General features: G+C 74.6%; 15 protein-coding genes. 6 read left to right on the top strand and 9 right to left on the bottom strand.

What is annotated here, in order from left to right; genetic code table 11:
- On the bottom strand, positions 1-1,998 hold a 1,998-nt coding region (locus ABWI04_RS04920; RefSeq protein WP_353831562.1), incomplete at its 3' end, for a sensor histidine kinase.
- A 477-nt stretch (positions 1,999-2,475) separates the two neighbouring features.
- Between ABWI04_RS04920 and ABWI04_RS04915 the strand changes: the two genes are divergently transcribed.
- A complete protein-coding gene (locus tag ABWI04_RS04915; protein WP_353831561.1) occupies positions 2,476-3,990 on the top strand; it encodes a M28 family metallopeptidase in 1,515 nt (504 codons plus the stop codon).
- Between the two features lie 109 nt (positions 3,991-4,099).
- Here the strand turns inward: ABWI04_RS04915 and ABWI04_RS04910 are convergent, their stop codons facing one another.
- Positions 4,100-4,930, bottom strand: a complete 831-nt coding sequence (locus ABWI04_RS04910) for an LLM class F420-dependent oxidoreductase (protein WP_345180564.1) — start codon at positions 4,928-4,930, stop codon at positions 4,100-4,102.
- A 62-nt stretch (positions 4,931-4,992) separates the two neighbouring features.
- Between ABWI04_RS04910 and polA the strand changes: the two genes are divergently transcribed.
- Genes polA through ABWI04_RS04895 form a run of 3 tightly spaced genes read left to right on the top strand, consistent with a single transcriptional unit; the run spans position 4,993 to position 9,743 of the window.
- On the top strand, positions 4,993-7,626 hold the full coding sequence (gene polA, locus ABWI04_RS04905; protein ID WP_353831560.1) for a DNA polymerase I: 2,634 nt from the start codon (positions 4,993-4,995) through the stop codon (positions 7,624-7,626).
- A gap of 47 nt (positions 7,627-7,673) precedes the next feature.
- On the top strand, positions 7,674-8,174 hold the full coding sequence (locus ABWI04_RS04900; RefSeq protein WP_345180572.1) for an inorganic diphosphatase: 501 nt from the start codon (positions 7,674-7,676) through the stop codon (positions 8,172-8,174).
- Positions 8,175-8,186: 12 nt separating this feature from the next.
- Positions 8,187-9,743, top strand: coding sequence for an FAD-dependent monooxygenase (locus ABWI04_RS04895; RefSeq protein WP_353831559.1), 1,557 nt, complete (start codon positions 8,187-8,189; stop codon positions 9,741-9,743).
- Here ABWI04_RS04895 and ABWI04_RS04890 read toward each other — a convergent pair.
- Positions 9,740-11,218 (bottom strand): phytoene desaturase family protein, encoded by a 1,479-nt coding sequence (locus ABWI04_RS04890; RefSeq protein WP_353831558.1) that lies wholly within the window; start codon positions 11,216-11,218, stop codon positions 9,740-9,742. The genes ABWI04_RS04895 and ABWI04_RS04890 overlap by 4 nt on opposite strands.
- Before the next feature lie 79 nt (positions 11,219-11,297).
- On the opposite strand from ABWI04_RS04890, the gene ABWI04_RS04885 reads away from it, so the two are divergent.
- The gene (locus tag ABWI04_RS04885) at positions 11,298-14,138 is read left to right on the top strand and encodes a hypothetical protein (RefSeq protein WP_353831557.1); all 2,841 of its coding nucleotides are present in this window, start codon (positions 11,298-11,300) and stop codon (positions 14,136-14,138) included.
- Positions 14,139-14,169: 31 nt separating this feature from the next.
- Here ABWI04_RS04885 and ABWI04_RS04880 read toward each other — a convergent pair whose 3' ends face one another.
- Both ABWI04_RS04880 and ABWI04_RS04875 read right to left on the bottom strand, forming a co-directional pair.
- Positions 14,170-15,849, bottom strand: a complete 1,680-nt coding sequence (locus tag ABWI04_RS04880; RefSeq protein WP_353831556.1) for an ArnT family glycosyltransferase — start codon at positions 15,847-15,849, stop codon at positions 14,170-14,172.
- A gap of 40 nt (positions 15,850-15,889) precedes the next feature.
- Entirely contained in the window at positions 15,890-17,620 is a 1,731-nt protein-coding gene (locus tag ABWI04_RS04875) for an alkaline phosphatase family protein (RefSeq protein ID WP_353831555.1), read from the bottom strand.
- A 125-nt stretch (positions 17,621-17,745) separates the two neighbouring features.
- Here ABWI04_RS04875 and ABWI04_RS04870 point away from each other — a divergent pair, with 125 nt between their 5' ends.
- Positions 17,746-18,351 (top strand): dihydrofolate reductase family protein, encoded by a 606-nt coding sequence (locus ABWI04_RS04870; protein ID WP_353831554.1) that lies wholly within the window; start codon positions 17,746-17,748, stop codon positions 18,349-18,351.
- On the opposite strand, the gene ABWI04_RS04865 is transcribed toward ABWI04_RS04870, so the two are convergent.
- The 4 genes from ABWI04_RS04865 to ABWI04_RS04850 form a co-directional block, all read right to left on the bottom strand.
- Positions 18,320-19,156 (bottom strand): class II fructose-bisphosphate aldolase, encoded by an 837-nt coding sequence (locus ABWI04_RS04865; RefSeq protein WP_353831553.1) that lies wholly within the window; start codon positions 19,154-19,156, stop codon positions 18,320-18,322. The genes ABWI04_RS04870 and ABWI04_RS04865 overlap by 32 nt on opposite strands.
- On the bottom strand, positions 19,149-20,072 hold the full coding sequence (locus ABWI04_RS04860) for a 1-phosphofructokinase family hexose kinase (protein ID WP_353831552.1): 924 nt from the start codon (positions 20,070-20,072) through the stop codon (positions 19,149-19,151). The genes ABWI04_RS04865 and ABWI04_RS04860 overlap by 8 nt, the downstream gene beginning before the upstream one ends.
- Positions 20,069-20,977 carry an SIS domain-containing protein gene (locus tag ABWI04_RS04855; protein ID WP_353831551.1) on the bottom strand — a complete coding sequence of 303 codons (909 nt, stop codon included), beginning with the start codon at positions 20,975-20,977 and terminating at the stop codon, positions 20,069-20,071. The genes ABWI04_RS04860 and ABWI04_RS04855 overlap by 4 nt, the downstream gene beginning before the upstream one ends.
- 79 nt (positions 20,978-21,056) lie before the next feature.
- Positions 21,057-22,712, bottom strand: a complete 1,656-nt coding sequence (locus ABWI04_RS04850; protein ID WP_353831550.1) for a hypothetical protein — start codon at positions 22,710-22,712, stop codon at positions 21,057-21,059.
- Positions 22,713-23,026 lie beyond the last annotated feature (314 nt).

Here is a 23,026-nt window from a genome sequence, read left to right as displayed (position 1 = left end):
GCCGAGCCGTGCCTGGCCCGCGCCCGCGGCCGACCCGACCGGCTGCGGCGTCCCGGGGGCGTGGCCGCGCGCCATGTGCCAGTCGTCGTCGAGGACGACCAGCGCGTGCGGGACGAGGACGATCGCGGTCGTGCCCCCGTACGGGGACGGCAGGAGCGAGACCTGGATGCCGTGCCGGGCGGCGAGCCGCGCGACGACGAACAGGCCGAGCCTCTCGGTGTCGACCAGGTCGAACTCGACGGCGCTGGCGAGCCGCCGGTTCAGGTCCTCCAGCTCGTCGGGATCCAGGCCGACGCCCCGGTCGACGACCTCGACGGCCAGCCCGTTGGCGACGGTCTCGACCTTGACGGTGACCTCCGTGGCCGGCGGGGAGAACGACGCCGCGTTCTCGATCAGCTCCGCCAGCAGGTGGATGACGTCGGCGACGACGTCGCCGCCGACCGCGGCCGAGGACGCGCCGGTCACCTCCACCCGCGTGTAGTCCTCCACCTCGGCGATCGCGGCGCGCACCACGTCCTCGGCGGCGACCGGGTGGTCCCAGGCGCGGACGGTCGGCGACCCCGACAGGATGACCAGGCCCTCGGCGTGCCGCCGCATACGGGTGGTCAGGTGGTCGAGGCGGAACAGGTCGTCGAGCTCCTCGGGGCTGGAGGCGCGCCGCTCCATCTGGTCGAGGAGCCGCAGCTGCCGGTGCAGCAGCGACTGGCTGCGCCACGACAGGTTGATGAAGACGCGGTTGATGCTGGCGCGCAGCTCGGCCTCGCCGACCGCGGTGCCGACCGCCGTGCGCTGGACGGCGTCGAACGCGTCGGCCACCCGGGCGATCTCCCTCGTCCGCCCCCGCTCCGGCCGCGGCGCCTCGGCGTCGACGTCGACCTTCTCGCCGCGCCGCAGCCGGGCCACGACCGCGGGCAGCCGCTCGTGCGCGAGCCGCTGCGCGAACGCCTGCAGGTCCCGCAGCTCCCGCGCGAGCCGCCGGGCGAACAGCACCGAGAGCGTCACCGAGGCGGCCACGATCAGCAGGCCCACGACGCAGGCCAGGAAGAAGCGCAGCATGATCCGGTGTCCGGCCGGCTCGACGACGTCGTCGTTCAGGACGTCGCCGAGGCGGGAGGAGGAGGTGAACCACAGCGGGGTCAGCTCCTGCGTGGCCGTCCGCCACTGCCGGACGCCGGGATTGAGACCCTGCCAGCGGATCTGGGTCTCGATCAGGGTGAAGGTGCCGTAGGCGGACGACGTGGCGAGCTGCTCCACGACCCGGGACAGCGCGCCGGTCACCTCCACGCGGGCGAGCGAGAAGAACTGCTCGCGGTTGCCGGCCCAGCCCGAGAAGGCCATGCGCTCGGCCGCGGTCAGCCGGCGCGCGCCGGCCGCGGACATCAGGGCGTCCTCGCGCAGCATGAAGTCGCTCGCCCACGAGAAGTGGGTGATCCCGGCGCTCTGCCGGTACACCTTCGTGTCGTTGACGCTGATGAAGGTCGTCAGCAGCCGGAACGTCGAGTCGGAGAAGCCGCTGTAGGCGTCGATGGCCTGCACGGTGCTGGCCGCGTGCTGGGTGATCTGGGCCCGCAGCGGTTCGAGCTGGTCGAGGCTGTCGTCCAGCGCCTCCATGCGCTCCCAGAGCTCGGGGCCCATCGCGTCCTTGAGGCGGGGCTTGAAGGCCGCCGAGCGGAAGGCCGCCACGGCGGCGTCGGTCTTGCTCGCGAGGTCCTCGTAGGCCCGCCTGTCGGCGGCGGTCCGCGCCGTCAGGACGGCCACGGCGGCGGCGCGCTCGCGCTGGAGCGCCCCGATGACGGCGCCGGCCGGCAGCCCGACGTCCTTGTACATCCGCGTGAACTCCGACCGCTGCAGCGCGGCGGACAGCGTCGTCCCGGCCGAGAACACCCACAGCGAGACGAGAGCGGTGAGCGGGATGGCGAGGAGCATCGCGATCCGCCGTCCGACCGGCCGCGTGCGCGGCCGCTCATGGGAGCCATGAAGCTGCTCGGGCTTCGTCACCGGCCCACACTCCTGATCGTCTTCGAACCGGCCGTCCCCGACCGACCTGGCGGGACGGGAGCTTACTTAGTTCGATTTGCCGGGGACCAGAGGCTTCACCTGCGGCGACTTGTGACCTCTCGCGTGCGCCGCGTGAACTCGCGCCTTCCGGGCGGGTGCGCGGCGATCTCCGGACGCCGCGCCGGCGCGGCGCGTCCGGCCGCGCCAGGCCCGCCTTTATCGGACGTCATTGCAGGTCAGAGGTTGGGGTTCGATAATTGATCTTGTAATGGAATGGCATTCGGGGCCTTGTCGAACGCGTCGGCGGAGCGCGGGGAAGGGTGCCGAGGGGTAATCGGCGGTGGCGTGTCAACCGTGTTAACCCGGTGAAGAACGAGGCCAATATTGGCCGTTTTGATGCTGAGTCGTGTCTTGTTGCGAGAAATGACAGGTGTCAAGCTTCGCTTTACTTTGTCCCCCCATCAACGGAGACCGAGCATGCGCAGAGCCGCGCTAGCCGTCCTCGCCGGGCTGTCGCTCGCCGCCACCACCGTGGCCGCGGCGCCCGCCCACGCCGCCGGCCCGGCCCAGTCCAAGCTGGCCGCGCTCGTCAAGCTGAGCGACGTGCGGCACCACCAGCTGAACCTGCAGAAGATCTCGGACGCCAACGGCGGCAACCGGGCCGCGGGACTGCCCGGCAACAAGATCACCATCAAGTACATCGCGGACCAGCTCAAGCGGGCCGGATACGCGCCGGTGGTCCAGAACTTCGAGTTCGACTTCTGGCAGGAGCTGTCGGAGCCGGTTCTCGCCGAGACCGCGCCCGAGCCGAAGACGTTCGCGCCGCACGGCGACTTCGAGACGCTCCAGTACTCCGGGTCGGGCGACGTCACCGCCCCCGCCACGCCCGTCGACCCGGCGGCGACCGGTGACGGCAGCGGATGCGAGGCGGGCGACTTCGCCGGGTTCCCGAAGGGCCACATCGCGCTGATCCAGCGCGGCGGCTGCTTCTTCTCCCTGAAGACCGACAACGCCGTCGCCGCCGGCGCGGCCGCCGTCGTCATCTACCAGCTGCCCGGCCAGCCGGGCCCGGTCGGGGGGACGCTGACCACGCCCTACGGCCTGCCGGTGGTCGGCCCGACGAACGCGGTCGGCAAGGCCCTCGTCCAGCAGGCGCAGAACGGCGGCGTCACGCTCCGGGTCAGGACCGACACCCTGAACGAGAAGCGCCAGGCCGCGAACGTCATCGCCGACACCAGGCGCGGCAGGGCCGACAACGTCGTGGTGGTGGGCGCGCACAACGACAGCGTCACCGCCGGGCCCGGCATCAACGACGACGGCTCGGGCACGGCGACGCTGCTGGAGATGGCCAAGCAGATCGACAAGCTCGGCTCCAAGGTCCGCAACAAGGTGCGGTTCGCCTTCTGGGGCGCCGAGGAGGAGGGCCTGCTCGGCTCCCAGTACTACGTCGACAACCTCCCGCAGGCCGAGCGTGACAAGGTCGCGCTGATGCTCGACTTCGACATGCTCGCCTCGCCCAACTACGTGAACTTCGTCTACGACGGCGACAACAGCGCGGGCGAGAACAACGTCGAGGCCCCCGCCGGGTCCGGCGCGATCGAGAAGGCGTTCGTCGACTACTTCGGCAAGCGGAAGCTGCCCACCGACCCGACGCCGTTCAACGGACGCTCGGACTACGACGCGTTCATCAGCGTCGGCATCCCCGCCGGCGGCCTGTTCACCGGCGCCGAGGGCATCAAGACCCCCGAGCAGGCGAAGCGGTACGGCGGCACCGCGGGCCTCGCCTACGACCCGTGCTACCACCAGGCCTGCGACCGGTACGACAACGTGAACCTGAAGGGCTTCGACCAGATGATCGACGGCACCGCCGCGGTCACCGAGCTGTTCGCGCACAGCACCCTGACGGTCAACGGGAACGAGCTCGCCCGCAGGCAGGCGCAGCCCAGGAAGCGGGTCACGCCGGACGTCGTCGGCAACCACGCGACCCGGTAGGACCCGTCACACCGAGGGACGCGCCCGGCCCCGGGCGCGTCCCTCGCCATGTCCGCCCGGCCTGCGCGAGGCCGGCCAGAGCGGCGTCTCGGTCAGAGCAGTGCCTCGGTCAGAGCAGGGCCTCGGCGATCGACCGCAGGGCGGGACGGGGATCGCCGCCGGGCTCGGTCAGCACCTGGACGGCGACGTTGTCGGCCCCGGCCTCCAGGTGGGCCTCCAGCCGCGCGGCGACCGCCGCCGCGTCGCCGTGCGCGACCAGCGCGTCCACGAGCGCGTCGCTGCCGCCGCCCGCGAAGTCGTCGGCGGTGAACCCCAGCCGCTCGAAGCTGGCGACGTAGTTGCGCAGGGCGAGGTAGCGGGCCAGGGTCTCCCTGGCGATCGCGCGGGCGCGCACCGGATCGGGGTCGAGCACGACCTTCTGCTCCGGCGCCAGCAGCGGGCCCGCCCCCAGGATCTCCCGCGCCGACCGGGTGTGCTCGGGCGTGGTCAGGTACGGGTGGGCGCCCGCGGCGCGCTCGGCCGCCAGCCGCAGCACCCGCGGCCCCAGCGCGGCGAGGACCCGGCCTTCCACGGGGACGTTCCCGGCGTCCAGCCGGTCGAGGTAGTCCACGATCGTCTCGTACGGGCTGCGGTACCCCTCGTTCCGCTCCCGGTGGCCGATGCCGGCGCCCAGCAGGAACCGGCCGCCGTGCGCGTCGTTCAGCCGGTGGTAGGCCGCGGCGGCCTCCTCGGCCGGCGTGCTCCACATGTTCACGATGCCGGTGGCGACCACGATGCGGCCGGTCGCGGCCAGGAGCCGCCCGGCGATGTCCGGGTCGGCCGGCGAGCCCCCGATCCAGACCGTGCCGTAGCCGAGTTCCTCCACGTCCCGGGCCAGGTCCGGGCTCAGCTGGGGCCAGGGGAGCCAGATCCCGAGCCGTCCGAGTTCGATCTTGGTCATGCCGCTCCCAACACCTCCGCCGCCGGTTTCATGCCCATCCCCCGGGTGCCAGGATGTGACACATGACGGACCGGCCACGCCTGCTGCTCCTGGACGGCCACTCACTGGCCTACCGGGCGTTCTACGCGCTGCCGGTCGAGAATTTCACCACCACCTCGAGGCAGCCGACCAACGTCGTGTACGGCTTCGCGAACATGCTCGCCAACGTGCTGCGGGACGAGCGCCCCACGCACGCGGCCGTCGCGTTCGACGTCTCCCGGCAGACGTTCCGCACCGAGGCGTTCCCCGAGTACAAGGCCACCCGGTCGCGGTCGCCGAGCGAGTTCGGCAGCCAGCTTCCGGTCCTGGACCGGCTGCTCGCCGCGATGAGCGTGCCGGTGCTGCGGGCGCCCGGCTACGAGGCCGACGACGTCATCGCGACCCTGGCGACGGCGGCGGAGGCGGACGGCATGGACGTCCTGATCGTCACCGGCGACCGGGACGTGCTCCAGCTCGTCAGCGACGACGTCACCGTCCTGTACTTCTACCGGACGGCGTCGGAGATGATCCGGTACACGCCCGGCGCGGTGCGGGAGCGGTACGGGCTGACCCCGGCGCAGTACCCCGACTTCGCGGCGCTGCGCGGCGACCCGTCCGACAACCTGCCGAGCATCCCCGGCATCGGGGAGAAGACCGCCGCCAAGTGGGTCCGCGACTACGGGTCGCTCGACGCCCTGCTGAAGCACGCCGGCGAGGTCAAGGGCAAGGCGGGGGAGAAGCTGCGCGCCGCCGCCGGGACCGTCGCGCTGAACCGGCGGCTGACCGAGCTCGTCCGCGACCTGGACCTCCCGGTGGGGCCCGCCGACCTGCGGCGGCGCCCGTACGACCTGGCGGCCTTCACCTCCCTGCTCGACGAGCTGGAGTTCCGCAACGCCAGCATCAGGCAGCGCCTGTTCGCGGCGGACCCGGGCGGCGGGCGCCCTCCGCCCGACGCCGCGCCGGAGCCCGTCCAGGGGCGGGAGCTCGGGCCCGGCGAGCTGGCCGGCTGGCTGGGGACGCACGCCACCGGCCTGACCGGGCTGGCGGCCGACCACACCTGGACGCGCGGCGCGGGAGACGTCGAACGGATCGCGCTGGCCACCGGCGACGGGGACGCGGCGTCGTTCGAGCCGTCCGGCCTCACCGCCGGGGACGAACGGGCCTTCGCCGCCTGGCTGGCCGACCCCGGCCGGCCCAAGGCGCTGCACGACGTGAAGTCGCTGCTGCGCGTGTTCGGCGAGCGCGGCTGGCGGCTCGAAGGGGTCGCCACCGACACCGCGATGGCCGCCTACCTCCTGCTCCCGGGGCTGGCCGCCTACGGGATCGCCGACCTCGCGGGCCGCCACCTCGGGCGCCGCCCGTCCGCCGAGGGCGCGGCCGGGCTGATGGCGGCCGCCCGCACCGTCCTCGACCTCGCCGGCGTGTTCGCCGCCGACCTGGCGTCCACGGGCATGGACGAGGTCCTGCGGGACGTCGAGCTGCCGCTCTCGCGCCTGCTCGCCCGCGCCGAGCGCGCCGGCGTGCACGTCGACGCGGAGCTGCTGCGCGAGCTGGAGCGGTACTTCTCCGAGGGGATGGAGCGCGCCGCCGACGAGGCCGCGCGGATCGCCGGGCGTCGCTTCAACCCCGCCTCGACCAAGCAGCTCCAGGAGGTGCTGTTCGGCGAGCTCGACCTGCCCAGGACCAAGAAGATCAAGTCGGGGTACTCCACCGACGTGGACGCGCTGACCTGGCTCGCCACCCGGACCGACAACGGCCTGCCGCAGGTCCTGCTGCGCCACCGCGACCAGGCGCGGCTGCGCTCCACGGTCACCGGGCTCATCCGGGAGATCGGCGCCGACGGCCGCATCCACACCGACTTCCAGCAGACCGTCGCCGCGACCGGCCGGCTCAGCTCCGCCGACCCCAACCTGCAGGTCATCCCCGTCCGGACGGAGGAGGGGCGGCGCATCCGCCGCGCGTTCACCCCCGGCGAGGGCTACGAGTCGCTGATGACGGCCGACTACGGGCAGCTCGAACTGCGCGTCATGGCGCACCTCTCGCAGGACCCCACGCTCCTTGCGGCGTTCGAGTCCGGCGAGGACCTGCACACCACGATGGCCGCGCGGGTCTTCGGCGCCCGCCCGCAGGACGTCACCCCGGACATGCGCCGCAAGATCAAGGCGATGTCGTACGGGCTGGCCTACGGGCTGTCGGCGTTCGGCCTGGCCAGGCAGCTCGGCATCCCGGTGGCCGAGGCGCGCCCGCTGATGGACGCCTACTTCGAGCGGCTCGGCGGCGTCCGCGACTACCTCGACCACGTCGTCGCCGAGGCCCGGGCCACCGGCTACACCCGCACGATCCTCGGCCGCCGCCGCTACCTGCCCCACCTGAACAGCGACGACCGGCGGCGGCGCGAGACGGCCGAGCGGATGGCGCTCAACGCCCCGGTCCAGGGCTCCGCCGCGGACATCGTCAAGATCGCGATGCTGCGGGTGGACGAGGCGCTCACCGCCGCGGGGCTGGCCAGCCGCCTGCTGCTCCAGGTGCACGACGAGATCGTCCTGGAGGTGGCGCCCGGCGAGGCCGGCGCGGTGAGGGAGATCGTCCGCACCGGGATGACGACGGCCTACCCGCTCGCGGTCGGCCTGGAGGTCGCCATCGGCGCCGGCCCCGACTGGAACGCCGCCGCCCACTGACGTGGCGGGGCGACTCGTGGGTAGTGCTCCCCATGGGGGAGGGATTCATGGAGATCGACATGATCGTCGAGATTCCCCGGGGATCGCGCAACAAGTACGAGATGGACCACCGGCTCGGCCGCATCCGGCTCGACCGGATGCTGTTCACCTCGACGCAGTACCCGGCGGACTACGGGTACATCCCGGACACGTGCGCGGAGGACGGCGACCCGCTGGACGCGATGGTGCTGCTGGAGGAGCCGACCTTCCCCGGGTGCGTGATCAGGGTGCGCAGCATCGGGGTGTTCTGGATGCTCGACGGGGGCGTCCCCGACGCCAAGATCCTCACCGTGGCGGCCGGGGACGTCCGCTACGCCGAGATCCGCGACCTGCGGGACGTCCACGAGCACACCCTCGACGAGATCGCGCACTTCTTCGACATCTACAAGAGCCTGGAGCCCGGCAAGGGCACCGACGTGCGCGGCTGGCAGGACCGGGAGGTCGCCGACCGGACGATCGAGCGGGCCGCCGAGCGCGCCCGGGAGGTGGCCGGGAACGCCGCGACGTGATCGGGTGGACGCGTGAGGGACAGCGAACCGGTCGTCGTCGTGGGCGCGGGACCCGTCGGCCTGGTCACGGCGCTGCTGCTGGCGCGGCACGGCGTGCCGTGCGTGGTGCTGGAGGCCGCCGCCGGCCGCGACCCGTCCGGGTCCCGGGCGATCTGCTTCCAGCGGGACGTCCTCGACGTGCTCGACCGGGTCGGGTGCGCCGAAGCGATGATCGCCCGCGGCGTGACGTGGACGACCGGCCGCACCTACCACCGCGGGGACGAGCTGTTCGCCGTCACCTTCCCCGACGCGGGGCGCAGTGCCGTGCCGCCCTGGATCAACATCTCCCAGGCGGAGGTCGAGGCGCGGCTGCGGGAGCTGGCCGCGGCGGAACCGCTGGTGGAGGTCCGGTACGGGCATCGCGTCACCGGTGTGGGCCAGGACGGCGACGGCGTCGAGGCCCGCTCCGGCGGCGCCGCCGGGGAAACCGTGCGCGGCACCCACCTGGTCGGCGCGGACGGCGGGCACAGCGCCGTCCGGGAGCTGCTCGGCATCGGCTTCCCCGGCCGGACCTTCACCGACCGGTTCCTCATCTGCGACATCCGGGCGGACCTGCCGTTCCCGAGCGAGCGGCGGTTCTTCTTCGACCCCGAGTGGAACCCCGGGCGCCAGGTCCTGGTCCACCAGTGCCCGGACCGGACGTGGCGCATCGACTGGCAGGTGCCCGCCGACCACGACCTCGACGCCGAGCGCAGGTCGGGCGCGCTGGACGCCCGCATCCGCCGGATCACCGGGGACGTCCCGTACGAGATCGTGTGGGCCACCGTGTACCGGTTCCACGAGCGGGTCGCGGCGGCGTTCGCGTCCGGCCGCGCGTTCCTGGCCGGGGACGCCGCCCACGTCTACGCGCCGTTCGGCGCCCGCGGCCTGAACTCCGGTGTGCAGGACGCCGAGAACCTCGCCTGGAAGCTCGCGTTCGTCCGGCACGGCTGGGCCCCGCCCGCGCTGCTGCGCAGCTACGACGCCGAGCGCCGGGCCGCCGCCGGGGAGAACCTGCGGGTGACCACGCGCACGATGGAGTTCCTCGTCCCGCGGACCCCGCGGCAGAGGGCCCGGCGGCTGGAGTCCCTGGAGGCCGCCCGGACGCACCCGGACCCCCGCGCGATCATCGACTCGGGCAGGCTCGCCGAACCGTTCTGGTACCTGGACTCGCCGCTGACGACCCCGGCCGGGCCGGTGGAGGACTTCCCGCGCGGTCCCGGCGCCGTCCGCCCGCCGCTGCCGGGCGTCCTCTGCCCCGACGGGCCGTGCGTCGTGGACGGGGAACCGACCCGGCTGCGCCGCCTGTTCGGCAGGCGGTTCGTGGTCCTCACCCAGGGCGGGCGCGCCGAGAGGCTGCCGACCGACGTCCCCCACGAGATCCACGCCCTGGAATCCATCGACACCGACGGGGTGCTGCGGACGGCCCTGCGGGCGGGCCCGGACACGGTGCACATCGTCCGGCCGGACGGTCACCTGGCCGCCGTGCTGCCGGCCTACGACCCTGCCGCGGCGGTCGCGGCCCTTCACCGCGCCTGCGGGCGCTCCTAGCCGGCGTCCAGCACGGCGCGGGCAGCGTTGTGGCCCGGGATCCCGCTGACGCCTCCGCCCCGTCTGGCGCCCGCCCCGCACACCAGCACGCGAGGGTGCTCGGTCTCGACGCCCCACCGCCCGCGTTCCCCGGCCTCCTCCGCGAACGGCCACGACAGGTCGCGGTGGAAGATGTGGCCGCCCGGGAGGCCGACCGCGTTCTCCAGGTCGACGGGCGTCTTGGCCTCCAGGCACGGCGTGCCGTCCGGGGTGCGCAGGAGGCAGTCCTCGATCGGTTCGGCGAGCACCGTGTCGAAGGACGCGAGCGTCGCGCGCAGCGCCGCCGCGCGCGAGCCTTCGGGGTCCGCCCGGAACAGCCGCGCCGGCATGTGCAGGCCGAACAGCGTCAGGGTGTGCGCCCCGGCCTCCCGCAGCTCCGGCCCGAGAATCGACGGGTCGGTCAGCGAATGGCAGTACACCTCGGCGGGCGGGACGGACGGGATGCGGCCGTCGCGGGCCTCGCGGTAGGCCGTGTCGAGCTGCCTCCGGCCCTCGTTGATGTGGAAGGTGCCCGCGAACGCCTCCTCCGGCCGGAGGGACGGGTCGCGCAGCCGGGGCAGCCGCGAGAGCATCATGTTCACCTTGAGCTGCGACCCCTCGGCCGAACCCTCCCGCGGCATGTTGACCAGCACCCACCTGGCCGAGACGGCGTGCTCGGCGCCGTCGGCGTCCCGGAAGGTCACCTCCCCGGCCGGGTCGACGTGCAGGACCTCCATGCCGGAGCGCAGCTCGGCCCCGGCCGCGCGGGCGGCGTCGGCCAGGGCCCCGGTCACCGCGCCCATGCCGCCGACGGGCACGTTCCAGTCGCCGGTCCCGTTCCCGACGACGTGGTAGAGGAAGCACCGGTTGGCCAGCAGGGAGGGATCGGAGGTGTCGGCGAACGTGCCGATCAGCGCGTCGGTGAGGACGACGCCGCGCACGGTGTCGTCGGTGAAGCGCTCGTCCACGACCTCCCCGACGGGCCGCTCGAACAGGTCGCGCCACGCCTCCCGGTCGTCCACCGCGTCCCGGAGCTCCGCGCGGTCGCGCAGCGGCTCCAGCAGGGTCGGCGCGACGCGCTCGGCGACGTGCCCGGCCATCGCGTAGAACCTCCGCCAGGCGCCGGCGTCGCCCCTGAGGGAGGCGGCCGTCCGCGCGGGGTCCCCGTTGTCGATCAGCAGGCCGCCGTCGCCGACCGGCGTGTACGAGGCGAACCGCCGTCCGCGCAGCTCGACGCGCAGGCCGAGGTCCCGGACGATCCGCGACGGCAGCAGGCTCACCAGGTAGGAGTACCGCGAGAGCCGCGCGTCCACGCCGGGGAAGACGCGCGCGGAGACCGCCAGCCCGCCGAAGTGCCCGAGCCGTTCCAGCACCAGCACCCGCCTGCCGGCGCGCGCCAGGTAGGCGGCCGCGACCAGGCCGTTGTGCCCGCCGCCCGCGATGATCACGTCGTACATGACCACAGGGAACCACACGGGCCGCCGGATGCGGGGAAATCCGTTGGCCGGTGCGGGCCCCCGGAGGATGATGGGGCGAATGAAGATCCGGCTTTCTGGGGGTGTGGTGGCGTCCGGGCGCCATGCCTGGATCGCCCGCCCCTCCGGACCGCGGAGGCTGCTGGACGGGGCGGACGCGCACCCGGGGACGCCCGTCGCTCTCGGCCCCGAGGAGGCGCCGGCGGAGGACGCGGCGAACGCCGTCCGGGAACTGTCGCTGCTCGTCGCCGACGGGGGCGCCGTCGCGGCGGGAGCGGGCGTCGATCTCGGCGCCGGGTTCCGCTCCGCGCGGCTGGAGGGGGCGCGCGGGGACCAGCGGGACGCGGTCCTGGCCGCGCTGCGGGCGGTCGGCCTCCACGGCGCGCACCGCCTCGGCGACCGGGCCGGGGTGCTCGTCGCGCTCTTCGGGCCCGCGGTCACCAGGCGGGTCGGCGCGGCCGCCGGGCGGGCCGCCGAGGAGGGGCGCTGGGCGGCGCTGCACCTGGCGTCCGCGGCCAGCGACGTCCTCGGACCCGAGCAGCTCGAACAGGTGCTCGCCCTGGAGGCGCCCGAAGGCGTCGACCTCACCCCCGGCGGATCGCCGTCCGTGCTCGCGGGGTACCTGCGGCAGGTGCTCGGGCCGGTGCCCGCGCCCCGCAGGCTCGCGCTGATCCTGGACCTGTGGGAGCGGGTCGCCGAGCACCGGACCGGGCTGGCCCGCCGGGAGGCGCGGCTGGCGACGCAGAGCCGCCGCGACCGGGTCGCCGACCTGCGCAAGCGCCGCCGCCACGACGACGACGAGCACGTCCTGTGGCAGGTGCGCATGGACCTGGCGGACGAGCATCCCTCGCTCGCCGACATCGCGCGCTGGACCCCCGGCCGCTGGTACTGGCACGAGCGCCTCCAGCGCGTCTTCGCGGACGCGATCGCCGCCACCGCGCTGCTCCGGACCGCCGCGGCGGTCGCCGACCACGGCCTGGAGGACGGCCTTGGGCGGTCGGCGCCGGTGCTGCGCGCGGCCGCGTCCCTGATGCCCGACTGGGCCGCCGGGAAGGCGGCACGGCGCGTGCCGGGGCTGACCGGCCTCCCCACGCGTCCCGGCGCCTACGTCCGCGACCTCGCGCGCAGGCTGGACGGCGCCCGGCCGATGGACGCCAAGTTCGCCGCCTATGTCAGACCGCGGCTGGCCTGCGCCCGCGACTTCGCGCTCGTCATCGTCGAGGACGTCGGGCGGGTGATGGGCGACATGGTCGGGACCCACGACGCCCTGCTGCGCGAGTGGTCACCCAGCCTGGAGAGCTGGCGGCAGGTGGCAGGCTACGACCGTCCTCCCGCCGAGTGGGACGGCATCCTGCCGTGGAGCGGGCCGATGCTGGGCGACACCGAGCCGCTGCGCCGCAGGCTCACCCCCGAGCAGGACCCGGCGACCGTGGAGACCGCCGCCGACCTGCTCTGGTACGTCGACCTGATCGACGCCCTCGCCCGGTTGCACGGGCACGAGCGGGCCCAGCCCGCCCCGGGCACCGGCGATCCCTGGTTCGTCCACGACCCGCCGCCGGTCGTCGAGCCGCTGACCCCGCGCCTCGACTCGCTCATGGGCGCCGTCTCCGGCGCGGCGCAGCTGGTCGCGCTCGGCGGCGTCCCGCCCCGGGCGCCCCGCACGTGGGCGGCCCTCACCGCGGGCCTGGCGTCGGCGACCGCGATCGCCGAGGCCCTCACCGGCGACTTCGCCGTCCCCGCGCCGCTCGCCGCCCTGGACGGCGCGGCCGTCCCCGGGACCCGCCTCCGGCTCAAGATCGGCCGCAGTGCCCGGGACGTCGCCGAATGGGCGGACTACATGGGCAACTGCATCGCGGGACCGGCCTACGTCGAGGAGGCCAGGGCAGGCCGCAGCGGCCTCGCGGGCCTCTACGACGCCGACGGCCTGCTGGTCGCGAACGCGGAGCTGATGCCGCTGCGTCCCGCGTCCCGGGGCTGGCGCGTCAGCGAGATCGCGGCGAGGTTCAACGACCCGCCGGACGAGACCCTCGAACAGCGCTTCCGCGCGTGGGTCGCCGCGATCCCGGGCGCCGTCGAGGACGAGGCCCCGCAGGCGCCGGAGGAGCTCCCGCCGTCCCGGCCGGCGAGGCGGCGCGCCGCGCCCCGCCTCGTCGAGGAGACCGGTCCCGCCCTCGGCGAGCTCGCGGTCCGCTCGTGGGCGCGGGCCGCCCCGGAGGCGCTCGACGTCCTCGCCGCCGTGGCCGGGACCGGGCCGGACGCCGCGCTCGCCCGGCTGCGCCGCTTCGGCGGCCCGCAGCTCACCGGCGCCGTCGGCCGCGCCCTGGACGAGGGCGCCACCGATCTGGTCCGGCTCTGGACGGCCTCCGGCCACCGCCCCCTGCGCTCCGCGCTCGACGCCCTCGACCCGGCGCTGCGCGACCGCTACGACCAGCTCCCGCTGCTGCTCGGCGAGCCGCCGCTGCCGAAGACGCTGCGCAGGCTCGTCAAGCTCCCCGCCGTCGCCGACGCGTACTCCCTCGACCTGGTGGCGCGCCGCGTCCGCCGTGCGATCGGGGCGCTCGCCCTCCAGGACGACCCGGTCATCGCCCGCGCCTTCGCCAAGCCGACGGCCGCGCAGCCGCTGTGCGCGCTGGCGGTCGCCACCACCTGCGCCGCGCCGGCCACCGGCCTCGTCCCCGTGACGCCGCCGCGCACCACCACCGTCCCCGGCTACCCCGCAACGACGCTGGAGGACGAGGAGGGCCCCTGGCAGCGCGCCCTGCCCGCCGCCCGCGAGCTGGGCGCCGACACCGCCGTTTTCTGGGACGAGATCGCCGAGCACGGACTCCGCGTCCCGGCGTCCTGGCTGGCGCACGGCGGCTGGGCGGCGCTCTGGTCCCGCGCCCACACCCACCGCCGCTGACCCGCGGCCCCTCAGAGCCCCGGGGAAGGCGCTACGGGCGCAGGGCGGGCCGGCGGAAGATGGTGACCGAGTACCCGACCTCGTCGATCGGCTCGCTGGTGCGGATCAGCGGCGTCAGCCGCGGGTCGTTCTTGACGAGCCAGCTGTCGGAGACGACCAGCAGCCCGCGCACCTCGCCGGGCGGTGCGGTGAGCGGGTCGCGCGCGCGGATGCCGTAGGCGGACGGGACGCCGCTGCCCTTGAAGACCAGCCAGACCGGCTCGCCCGGATACCGCTCCCGGAGCCGGTCGGCGAGCCGCCCGAGGTCCTGGCCCCAGTCGGCGTTGGAGTCGTGCAGGCGCAGGTGGGTCTTGGACGGGCCGCCGAACGCCTCGTTGGAGTACGGCAGGTAGTAGGGGAAGGCGCGCAGCGAGCTGACCGCGACGAGCATCAGCAGCGCGACCGTCGCGGCCTTGGCCCACCGCCACGGGACGAGGACCGCGCCGCCCGCCGCCACCGCCAGGAAGACCGGGACGAAGATGGCGTAGCGGACGCCGAGGTCGCGGGACCCGGTCATCGCCACCGCCAGCAGGACGGCCGTGGGCGCGAAGAGGTACGGCGCCGCCGGACGCAGCCGGGGCAGCGCCGCAGTCGCGGCGATGCCCGCCGCCCACAGACCGAGCATCCCCAGCGGCGTCTTCACCAGCAGCGCGGCCGGCAGGTAGTACCAGCGGGAGCCGTGGTAGACGTCACCGAACAGGAAACCGGTCCACCGCATGTCCTCGAAACCGAACTGCGCGCGCATCCCGTCCTGGAAGGGCCGGGGAAACGGCAGCCAGCCGGCGGCGAGCCCGCGCAGCCCGCCGGCGGACGGCAGGTCGGCGGGCGCGGCCCAGCGCAGGCGCGGATCCACGGCGAGGTAGCTCGCCCACACCACCGCGACGGCCAGGACGCCGACGCCCGCCGCCGACAGCACGGCGGTCGCCACGGGACGGCGTTGCGGGCGGGACGCCCGGACCGACAGCGCCGCCAGGACGAGGAGCACCGGCAGCGCGGGCAGCGCGCTCATCTTCGTCGCCACGGCCGCGCCGAGCGCCGCCCCGGCGAGCGGCAGGTAGAGCCGCGGCCTGCGCCTCGCGCGCCAGAGCAGCCACACCGACGTCAGCAGCAGGCCGGCCGTGGGGACGTCCAGCGTGGCCAGCGACCCGTGCGCGATGACGTCGGGGGAGAAGGCGTACAGGGTCAGTGCCGTGAGCCCCCCGGCCGGGCCGGCGAGGTCGCGGGCGAACGCGAAGACGACCAGCCCGAACAGCAGCGTCAGCGCGATGACGGGCAGCCGCCCCGCGAGCAGCACCCGCTGGGGGTCGTTGCCCCACCGGTACAGGAACTGCCTCCCGAGCCTGTAGTCGCTGCCGGTGAAGGAGGCGCGCAGGTGCGGCCCGGCGAGCACCGCCCCCGCCCCGATGAGGAGCTTGCCGAGCGGCGGGTGCTCGGCGTTGTGGCGCAGGTCGTGCTCGCGGAGGTAGACCACGCCCGTGCTGATGTAGACGGGCTCGTCGACGGTCGGGCTCTGCTGCACGGCCGTGGTCGCCATCGCGGCGCCCATCTGGGCCAGCAGCACCGAGACGACCGCCGCGAGCAGCCAGCGGCGGCGCAGCGCGCGGAACCGGCCCGGCGCCTCCTCGGCCGAAGGCGCCGCGGGCCGTCCGGGCTCCGCGGACAGCGAGGTCACGCCGCCACCCCTTCCCGGGGAGCGTCCCCCCGATCTCCGTTCAGCCTCCGAACGCGGTCAAGAATCTGTCGCGGAACGCGCTCATCGGCCACACCGGGGTGCCCCTGCCGGGACGCAGGCCGTCCTGCCAGCCCCATCCGGAGATCCTGTCCAGGACGGCGCCGTCCTTCGCCACGATGGTGATCGGGACGTCCCGGCTCGCGCCCGGCCCGGTGATGAGCGGCGCGGGCTGGTGGTCGCCGAGGAAGACCAGCACGGTGTCCTTGCCGCCGTAGGTCTCCAGGTAGGAGACGAGCGTGTTCAGCGTGTACTCGATCGACGCGCGGTACTCGGCGCGGATGCGGCCGGGCGCCGGCCACGGCGCGTCGTAGCCCTTGCCCATCCCGTCGAAGATCGACCCGTCGCCGACCTGCTCCCACGGGACGAGCCGCGGGACGGACGCCCACGGGGCGTGGCTGGACACCAGCGCCGTCTCCGCCATCACCGGCGCCCGGTCCTCCTTCGCCAGTTCGGTGCGCTGGAGCGTCGACAGGGTGTACTGGTCGGGCATCGTGGCGAAGCTGAAGCGCGGGCCTCGGTAGCCGAGGTTCCGGTCGTCGTAGACCTTGTCGTAGCCGTAGAAGGACGCCTCCGGCCAGGCCCGCGTGATCGCCGGCATGAGCGCGACGGTCCGGGAGTCCGCGCGGTGGAACGCCCCGTTCAGCGTCAGCCGGTCGCTGTTCACCAGGGCGCGATACCGCTGCTGGTTGTTCACCCACAGGCCCGACAGCAGCGTGGCGTGCGCGAGCCAGCTGCCGCCGCCCGCCGTCGAGGACGTGAGCCAGCCGCTGCGCGCGGAGAACCCCGCCTCGCGGAGCCGCCGCGTCCCCTGGTCGAGGACGGCGCCGACCTGCGGCGCGTACTGCGGGCTCTCCACGGCCGACCGCCCGTAGCTCTCCACGAACGCCAGGACGACGTCCTTGCCGCGCAGCCCGGTCAGCAGCTTGTCGGGCGGCGCGTCGCGGAACCTGTCCACGGCGGCGGCCCTGGCGAACTCCTCGCGGTCGTTCAGGCTCGTCCTGACCTGGCGCGCGTGGTCGTAGGCGAGGACCGCCGCGCTCCTGGACGCCACCGGCACCCCGTGGACGAACTGCGCCCCGAGCACGGCGCAGGCGAGCCAGACCGTTCCCAGCACGCCGGCGGCCCAGGACGCCGGCCTCCTGTGCCGGACCGCCACGCCGCTCAGGCGCAGCGTCGACAACGTCGTCAGGACGACCACGCCGACCGCCAGCGCCACCGCCAGCACGACGGCCGCGACCGCCCCCGCCTGCCCGGACGACTCCTTGACGAACTCCACGGCCGGCCCCAGCAGCGGCCAGTCCAGCACCAGGTCGAACGGCCGGACGAGCACCGCGTCGAACCCGATGTCCAGCACCTTCAGCACGAGCAGCAGCCCGAGCACCGCCCCGGCGGCCCCCGCCGCGTACCGCCTCGCCCCGGCCGGCAGCACGAGGACCAGCGCGACGCCGGCCACGCCCTCGATCGGGACGCGCACGAACGCCCCCGGGGCCAGGAGGGCGAACTCGGCCGGCGCGACCAGCGCGACCAGCACGAGCAGGAACGCCGCGCCGGTCACCGCCCGCGCCGCGACGCGCCGCCGTCGCGAGCGCTCACCGGCCTCGGGGGCGGCGGCGGGCACGTCCTCGTCTGAGATCCGCTCCAGGCGGCTGTCGGTGGTCAGGTCGTCCTCCCAGGTTCGGCCCCCCGCCGCGTATGCGACACCCCACAGCACGTCCACGCCACGGCCGCGGGTTCAAAAAAATCTCATCTCCGGGGGTCCGGGATGTCGAGAACGCGGCAGTGGGTCCGATCCACTGGTGAAAGGCGCCGCAGGGGCGCCGCCAAGGAGGCACCGCAATGAGCAAGGTCACCTGTGACATCGGGATCTCGGTCGACGGGTTCGCGGCGGGTCCGAACCAGCGCCTGGAGGAGCCGCTCGGCGACGGCGGCGAGCGGCTGCACCGGTGGATGTTCGAGGAGCAGGAGGCCAACGCCGAGGAGATCGCGAAGATCACCTCGGCCGGGGCCTACATCATGGGGCGCCACATGTTCGGCCCCGACCGCGGCCCGGCGTGGAACCCGGACTGGACGGGCTGGTGGGGCGAGGAGCCGCCCTACCACGCGCCGGTCTTCGTGCTGACGCACCACCCGCGCGAGAGCATCGTGATGAAGGGCGGCACGACGTTCCACTTCGTCACCGACGGGATCGAGTCGGCGCTGGCCCAGGCGCGGGACGCGGCGGGGGACAGGGACGTCTCGATCGCCGGTGGGGCGAGCACCGTGAACCAGTACCTCGCGGCGGGCCGGATCGAGGAACTCCGCCTCCACATCGCCCCCGTCGTCCTCGGGGAGGGCGAGCGCCTGTTCGAGGGCGTCGGCGACCTGGCGCTGGAGCCGGTCGACGTGGCCCGGACGCCCCTGGTCACCCACGTCACCTACCGCGTCGGCGGCCCGCGCGGATGACGTGCAGCAGGCGGGCGACCTCGGCGGCGACCGCGTCGCGGCCGGCGGAGACGTAGCGGCGCGGGTCGACCAGTCCGGGATCGGCGGCCAGCCGGTCCCGGACGGCGGCGGTGAACACCTTGTTCAGCTGCGTCGCGACGTTGATCTTGGTCATGCCGTGCTCGACGGCGGCGGCGAGCCCGTCGTCGGGCACCCCGGAGGACCCGTGCAGGACCAGCGGGACGGGCACCGCCGCGCGCAGCCGGGCGATGAGCGCGAGATCGAGGACGGTGTCGCGGGTCAGCATCGCGTGGGACGTGCCGACCGCGACCGCCAGGGCGTCCACGCCCGTGGCGGCCACGTACCCGGCGGCCTCGTCCGGGTCGGTGCGGGCGTGCGGCGCGTGCACGCCGTCCTTCCCGCCGATCTCGCCGAGCTCCGCCTCGACCCACACCCCCTCGGCCCGGCAGCGGGCGGCGACATCGGCGGTGCTCGCCACGTTCGCCTCGTGCGGGAGGGCGGACGCGTCGAACATCACCGACCCGAACCCGAGGGCGACCGCCTCGCGGACGAGGTCCGGCGAGGTGGCGTGGTCCAGGTGGACGACGACCGGGACGGGCGCGGCGCGGCCGAGCGCCAGCACGGCCCGCCCGATCGGGCCGAGCGCGCCGTGGTAGGCGACGCAGTTCTCGCTGATCTGCAGGACCACGGGCGCGCCCGCCCGCTCCGCCCCGGCGACGATCGCCTCGGCGTGCTCCAGCTGGATCACGTTGAACGCCCCCAGCCCGCGGCCCCGCGCGTCCGGTCCGGCGATGACGTCACTCATGGGGGCGAGCGGCATGGTTCTCCTCGGTCCGGAGGGTGACACGGGGCAGCAGCGCGGGAAGCCCGGCGGGGTCGATCTCGCCCGCGACGGGGGAGCGGACCGCGCAGGCCGCCAGCGCGACGGCGCGGCGGAGCCGGTCCGGCCAGGGCAGGCCGGCGGCGAGGCCCGCCGCCAGCCCCGCCACGAGCGCGTCCCCCGCGCCCGTCGGGTTGCCCTGGAGAGGACGGTCGAGCGCGGCGCGCAGGACGCCGTCCGGGGTCGCGGCGAGGACGCCGCCGGCGCCGAGGGAGGCGACGACCGCGCCCGCGCCCGCCTCGCGCAGCGCGCGGATCCCCGCGGCCGTGTCGCCGGTGCCGCTCGCGCGGGCGAGCTCCTCGGCGTTCGGCTTCACCACGCCGGGGCGTCCGGCGAGCCCGAGGCGCAGCGCCTCCCCGTCGGCGTCCAGGATCACCGGTCCGGGCGCCGTGCGGGCGAGCCGCGCGTAGGCGTCCGGGGGGATGCCCGGCGGCAGGCTCCCCGACAGCACGACCACGGCGGCGTCCCGGGCCAGGGACTGGAAGGCGGCCAGGAACGCGGCCCACTCCGCGCCGGTCACCTGCGGACCCGGCTCGCAGAACATCGTGGCCTCGGCGCCGACGACGGTGACCGTCCGGCGCGACTCCGCGGCGACCGGAGTGAACGCCGCGGGCACGCCGAGGGAGCCGAGCCCCTCCTCGATGCGCCGCCCCGCGGCGCCTCCGGCCAGGCCGGAGGCAACGACCTCGTGCCCGAGGGCGTGCAGCACCCGGGCCACGTTGACGCCCTTGCCGCCGGGCCGCGAGTGCACCGCGGCGACCCGGTGGACCGCCCCGAGCCGCGCCTGCGGCACCTCGTAGGTGTCGTCGAGGGCGGCGTTCAGCGTGACCGTGAGGATCATGCCGCCGGGCCGCCGGGCGCGGCGTCCAGGACGACCGAGCGGGTGAGGTGCCGGGGGCGCTCGGGGTCCAGGCCCGCCGCGTCCGCCCGCGCGACCGCGAGCCGCTGCACCCGGACCAGTTCGGCGAGGGGGTCGGCGCCGGCGGCGCGCAGCAGCCCGCCGGTCGCGGCCACCTCCTCGCCGAGGCCGTCCGGGAGCCCGCCGAGCATCCACACCGCCCGGCCGGGGCCGGTGATGCTGATCGGCCCGTGCCGGTACTCCATCGCGGGGTAGGCCTCGGTCCAGAAGCACGCCGCCTCGCGCATCTTCAGGGCGGCCTCCTGCGCGAGGCCGACCGTCCAGCCGCGGCCGAGGAAGGTGATCTGCTCGACCTCCAGCAGCCCGGGCGGGAGCGGGTCGGCCACCGCGGCCTCGGCGGCGGCGATCGCGGCCCCCAGGTCCTCGCCGAGGTGCGCGCGCAGCAGCGCCAGCAGGGTGGTGGCGAACCGGGTCTGCACGACCGACTCCTCGTCGGCGAAGTCGAGCACGACCAGCCGGTCGGCGCTGCCGGCCACCGGCGTGCCCGGGTCGGCGGTGATCGCCGTCGTCGGGACCGAGCCGCCGAGCCGGTCCAGGACGGCGAGGACCTCGGTCGTCGTCCCGGACCTCGTGAGCGCCAGCACCCGGTCGTAGCGGCGGCCGTACGGCATCTCCGAGGCGGCGAAGGCGTCGGTCTCCCCGTGCCCGGCCCCCTCCCGCAGCGCCGCGTACGCCTGCGCCATGTACAGGGAGGTGCCGCATCCGACGACCGCCACCCGCTCCCCGCGGGCCGGCAGCGCGTCGCGCAGCCCGTCGGCCATCCCGGCGGCCCGCCGCCAGCACTCCGGCTGCGCGGAGATCTCGGTCATGATGCGGTTCCCGGCCATGAGCCCCTCCCGAAGTCCGATCCTTCCGGGACCTTATGCTCACTTGTGCTCGAAAGTGAAGACTACAGAGCAGAAAACATCATGAACGGTCGGGTGATTGCAGCCGCACCACGCGGACGAAGCGCACGTCCAGGTCGTCGCCCGCGCCCGTCGCGATCCGGAAGTCGGTGCCGCCGGGGAGGCGGTTGGCGAACGCGGGCCGGGGGAGCCGGAACGTCGCGGTCTTCCACGCGCCGTCGCCCGTGCGGCGCACCGCCGGCGAGCGCCCGCCCCGGTGCTCGATCCACCAGTCGCCCCTGCCGGCGTCCAGGTACGTCACCTTGATCTGCACCGGCCGGAGCCGCCCGCGCAGGAACCGGTCGTCGAGGTCGAAGTACAGGGACGTCTGCCCCTGCGCCCGGTCGGTGCGCAGTCCCTCGTAGGCGGTGCCGTTCTCCGGCCCGAGGACGCCGCTGTGGACGTCGGCGGTGGAGCGGCGGGCCCTTCCGTCGGGAGCAACGTCCCGCTGCACGAGCCAGCGTTCGAGGTTGCGCACCCACGGGCGCCCGGGCCACCGGCGGGCCCCGGTGAAAGGCCCCGTCGTGTCCTTCCAGTACGTGTCCTCGGCGTCGCGCAGTGCGGCCCACGCGTCAGGCGAATCGGAGGCGGTCTTGCCGATGCTCAACCGCACCCATCTCCAGTGCTGCGGATACTCCTTCATGTAGGAAGGGCCTGGGACCACGTAGACCCAGTTCGTCCGCAGTTGCAGCGCCTTGAGGTTCGACTGCCGGACGGCGTAGTACGGCTCGCTCGTGTGGTAGCCGCAGTCGTTGAAGCACTCGTTCTCTGTGGCGGCGACATGCCGCCCGTCATGGAGAGGCAGGGACTCGTCTACCGTCAGGTGCCCGTCGGGCTCGACGCGGCTCCCGTAGGACGGCGCCTCGCTCAGATGGAAGTTGAACACCTCGGTGATGCCGGTCCGGATGCCGAGCCCCGCGTCGACGGCCTGCCTGGCGAACAGGTCCGTCCTCGAACCCCACGGACCCCACGGGTAGTCCTCGCCGGTGAACACGAGCTTGCCGCTGTACGGCCCGAAGACGGCGGTCAGATCCCGCCAGGCGTGCCGGTACCACGACCGGTACTTCTCGAACGTCAGCCCCTGTTCCGCCGCCTTGCTGATCAGGTCGTAGTCGTACTCCGCCCACGTGAACGCGCCGGGGACGTAGACGAGCCTCAGCCGCGGGTCGGCGCGCAGGCCCTCGTCCACGAAGACCCGCCGGTAGAGCGCGAGCAGCCGCCCCCAAACGCACTCGTCCCAGAGGGGCAGGTGGTACTGCCCGTCGTAGTCGGGGCCGAGCGGCTCCACGCCGCACTGGTCCGCCACCCATTCGGGCGCCCACCGCGACCCGCTGGCGAAGATGCGGACCCAGAAGGGCCGCCGGTCCGCCAGTTGCCGGCTCAGCGGCGGGAAGCTCATGTCCTGGGCGGAGCCCGCGGTGCGGGTGTCCAGCGTTCCCGGGCCGTCCGGCTGGAGCTGGCGCCAGCTCAGGTCCAGGCTGCGCGTGCCGACGCCGAACCGCGGGGCGGCCGTCTCGGAGAACAGCCCCGAGTTCGCCGACGGACGGACCCAGCCCGGCAGCGTCCAGTCGTCGCCCGGCCGCACCCGCACGCTGCCGGCCACGGCGGTCGTGGGCCCGGCGCCCGCCACCGCCGACAGGACCACCAGTCCGGCGAGAACCGCCACGATCCGTTTCACGACCCGCTGCCCGCCCCTCGTCCTTCTCTGTCTCCGCGTGCGCGTTTCCGTTCGGAAACCATGCTCATCCTTCGGGTCTGAGCATGGAAGGGCAATTCGTGACCGGACCGCCGGTCGCGCCGCCGCGTCGTTTCGGAGGGGCCCTGGCGGGCCCGCCGCTAGCGCCGCCCGGCGGTCGACCTGGCCGATCATTTCGCGTCCCCGGGTATCGGGGGGACCGAAAAACCGATCCCCGTCCCTGCCGCGTCTCATGGACGTGCCCTGCCGGGCGCTTCGGGAGACGGCGCCACGGCCGGCCAGGCGGACGGGAGCGA

This window comes from Actinomadura sp. NPDC000929 (assembly GCF_040492065.1).
GTDB classification, from domain to species: Bacteria; Actinomycetota; Actinomycetes; order Streptosporangiales; family Streptosporangiaceae; genus Spirillospora; species Spirillospora verrucosospora.
Note: the sequence above shows the minus strand (reverse complement) of the source record. Positions and strands in the feature narration are given on the sequence as shown.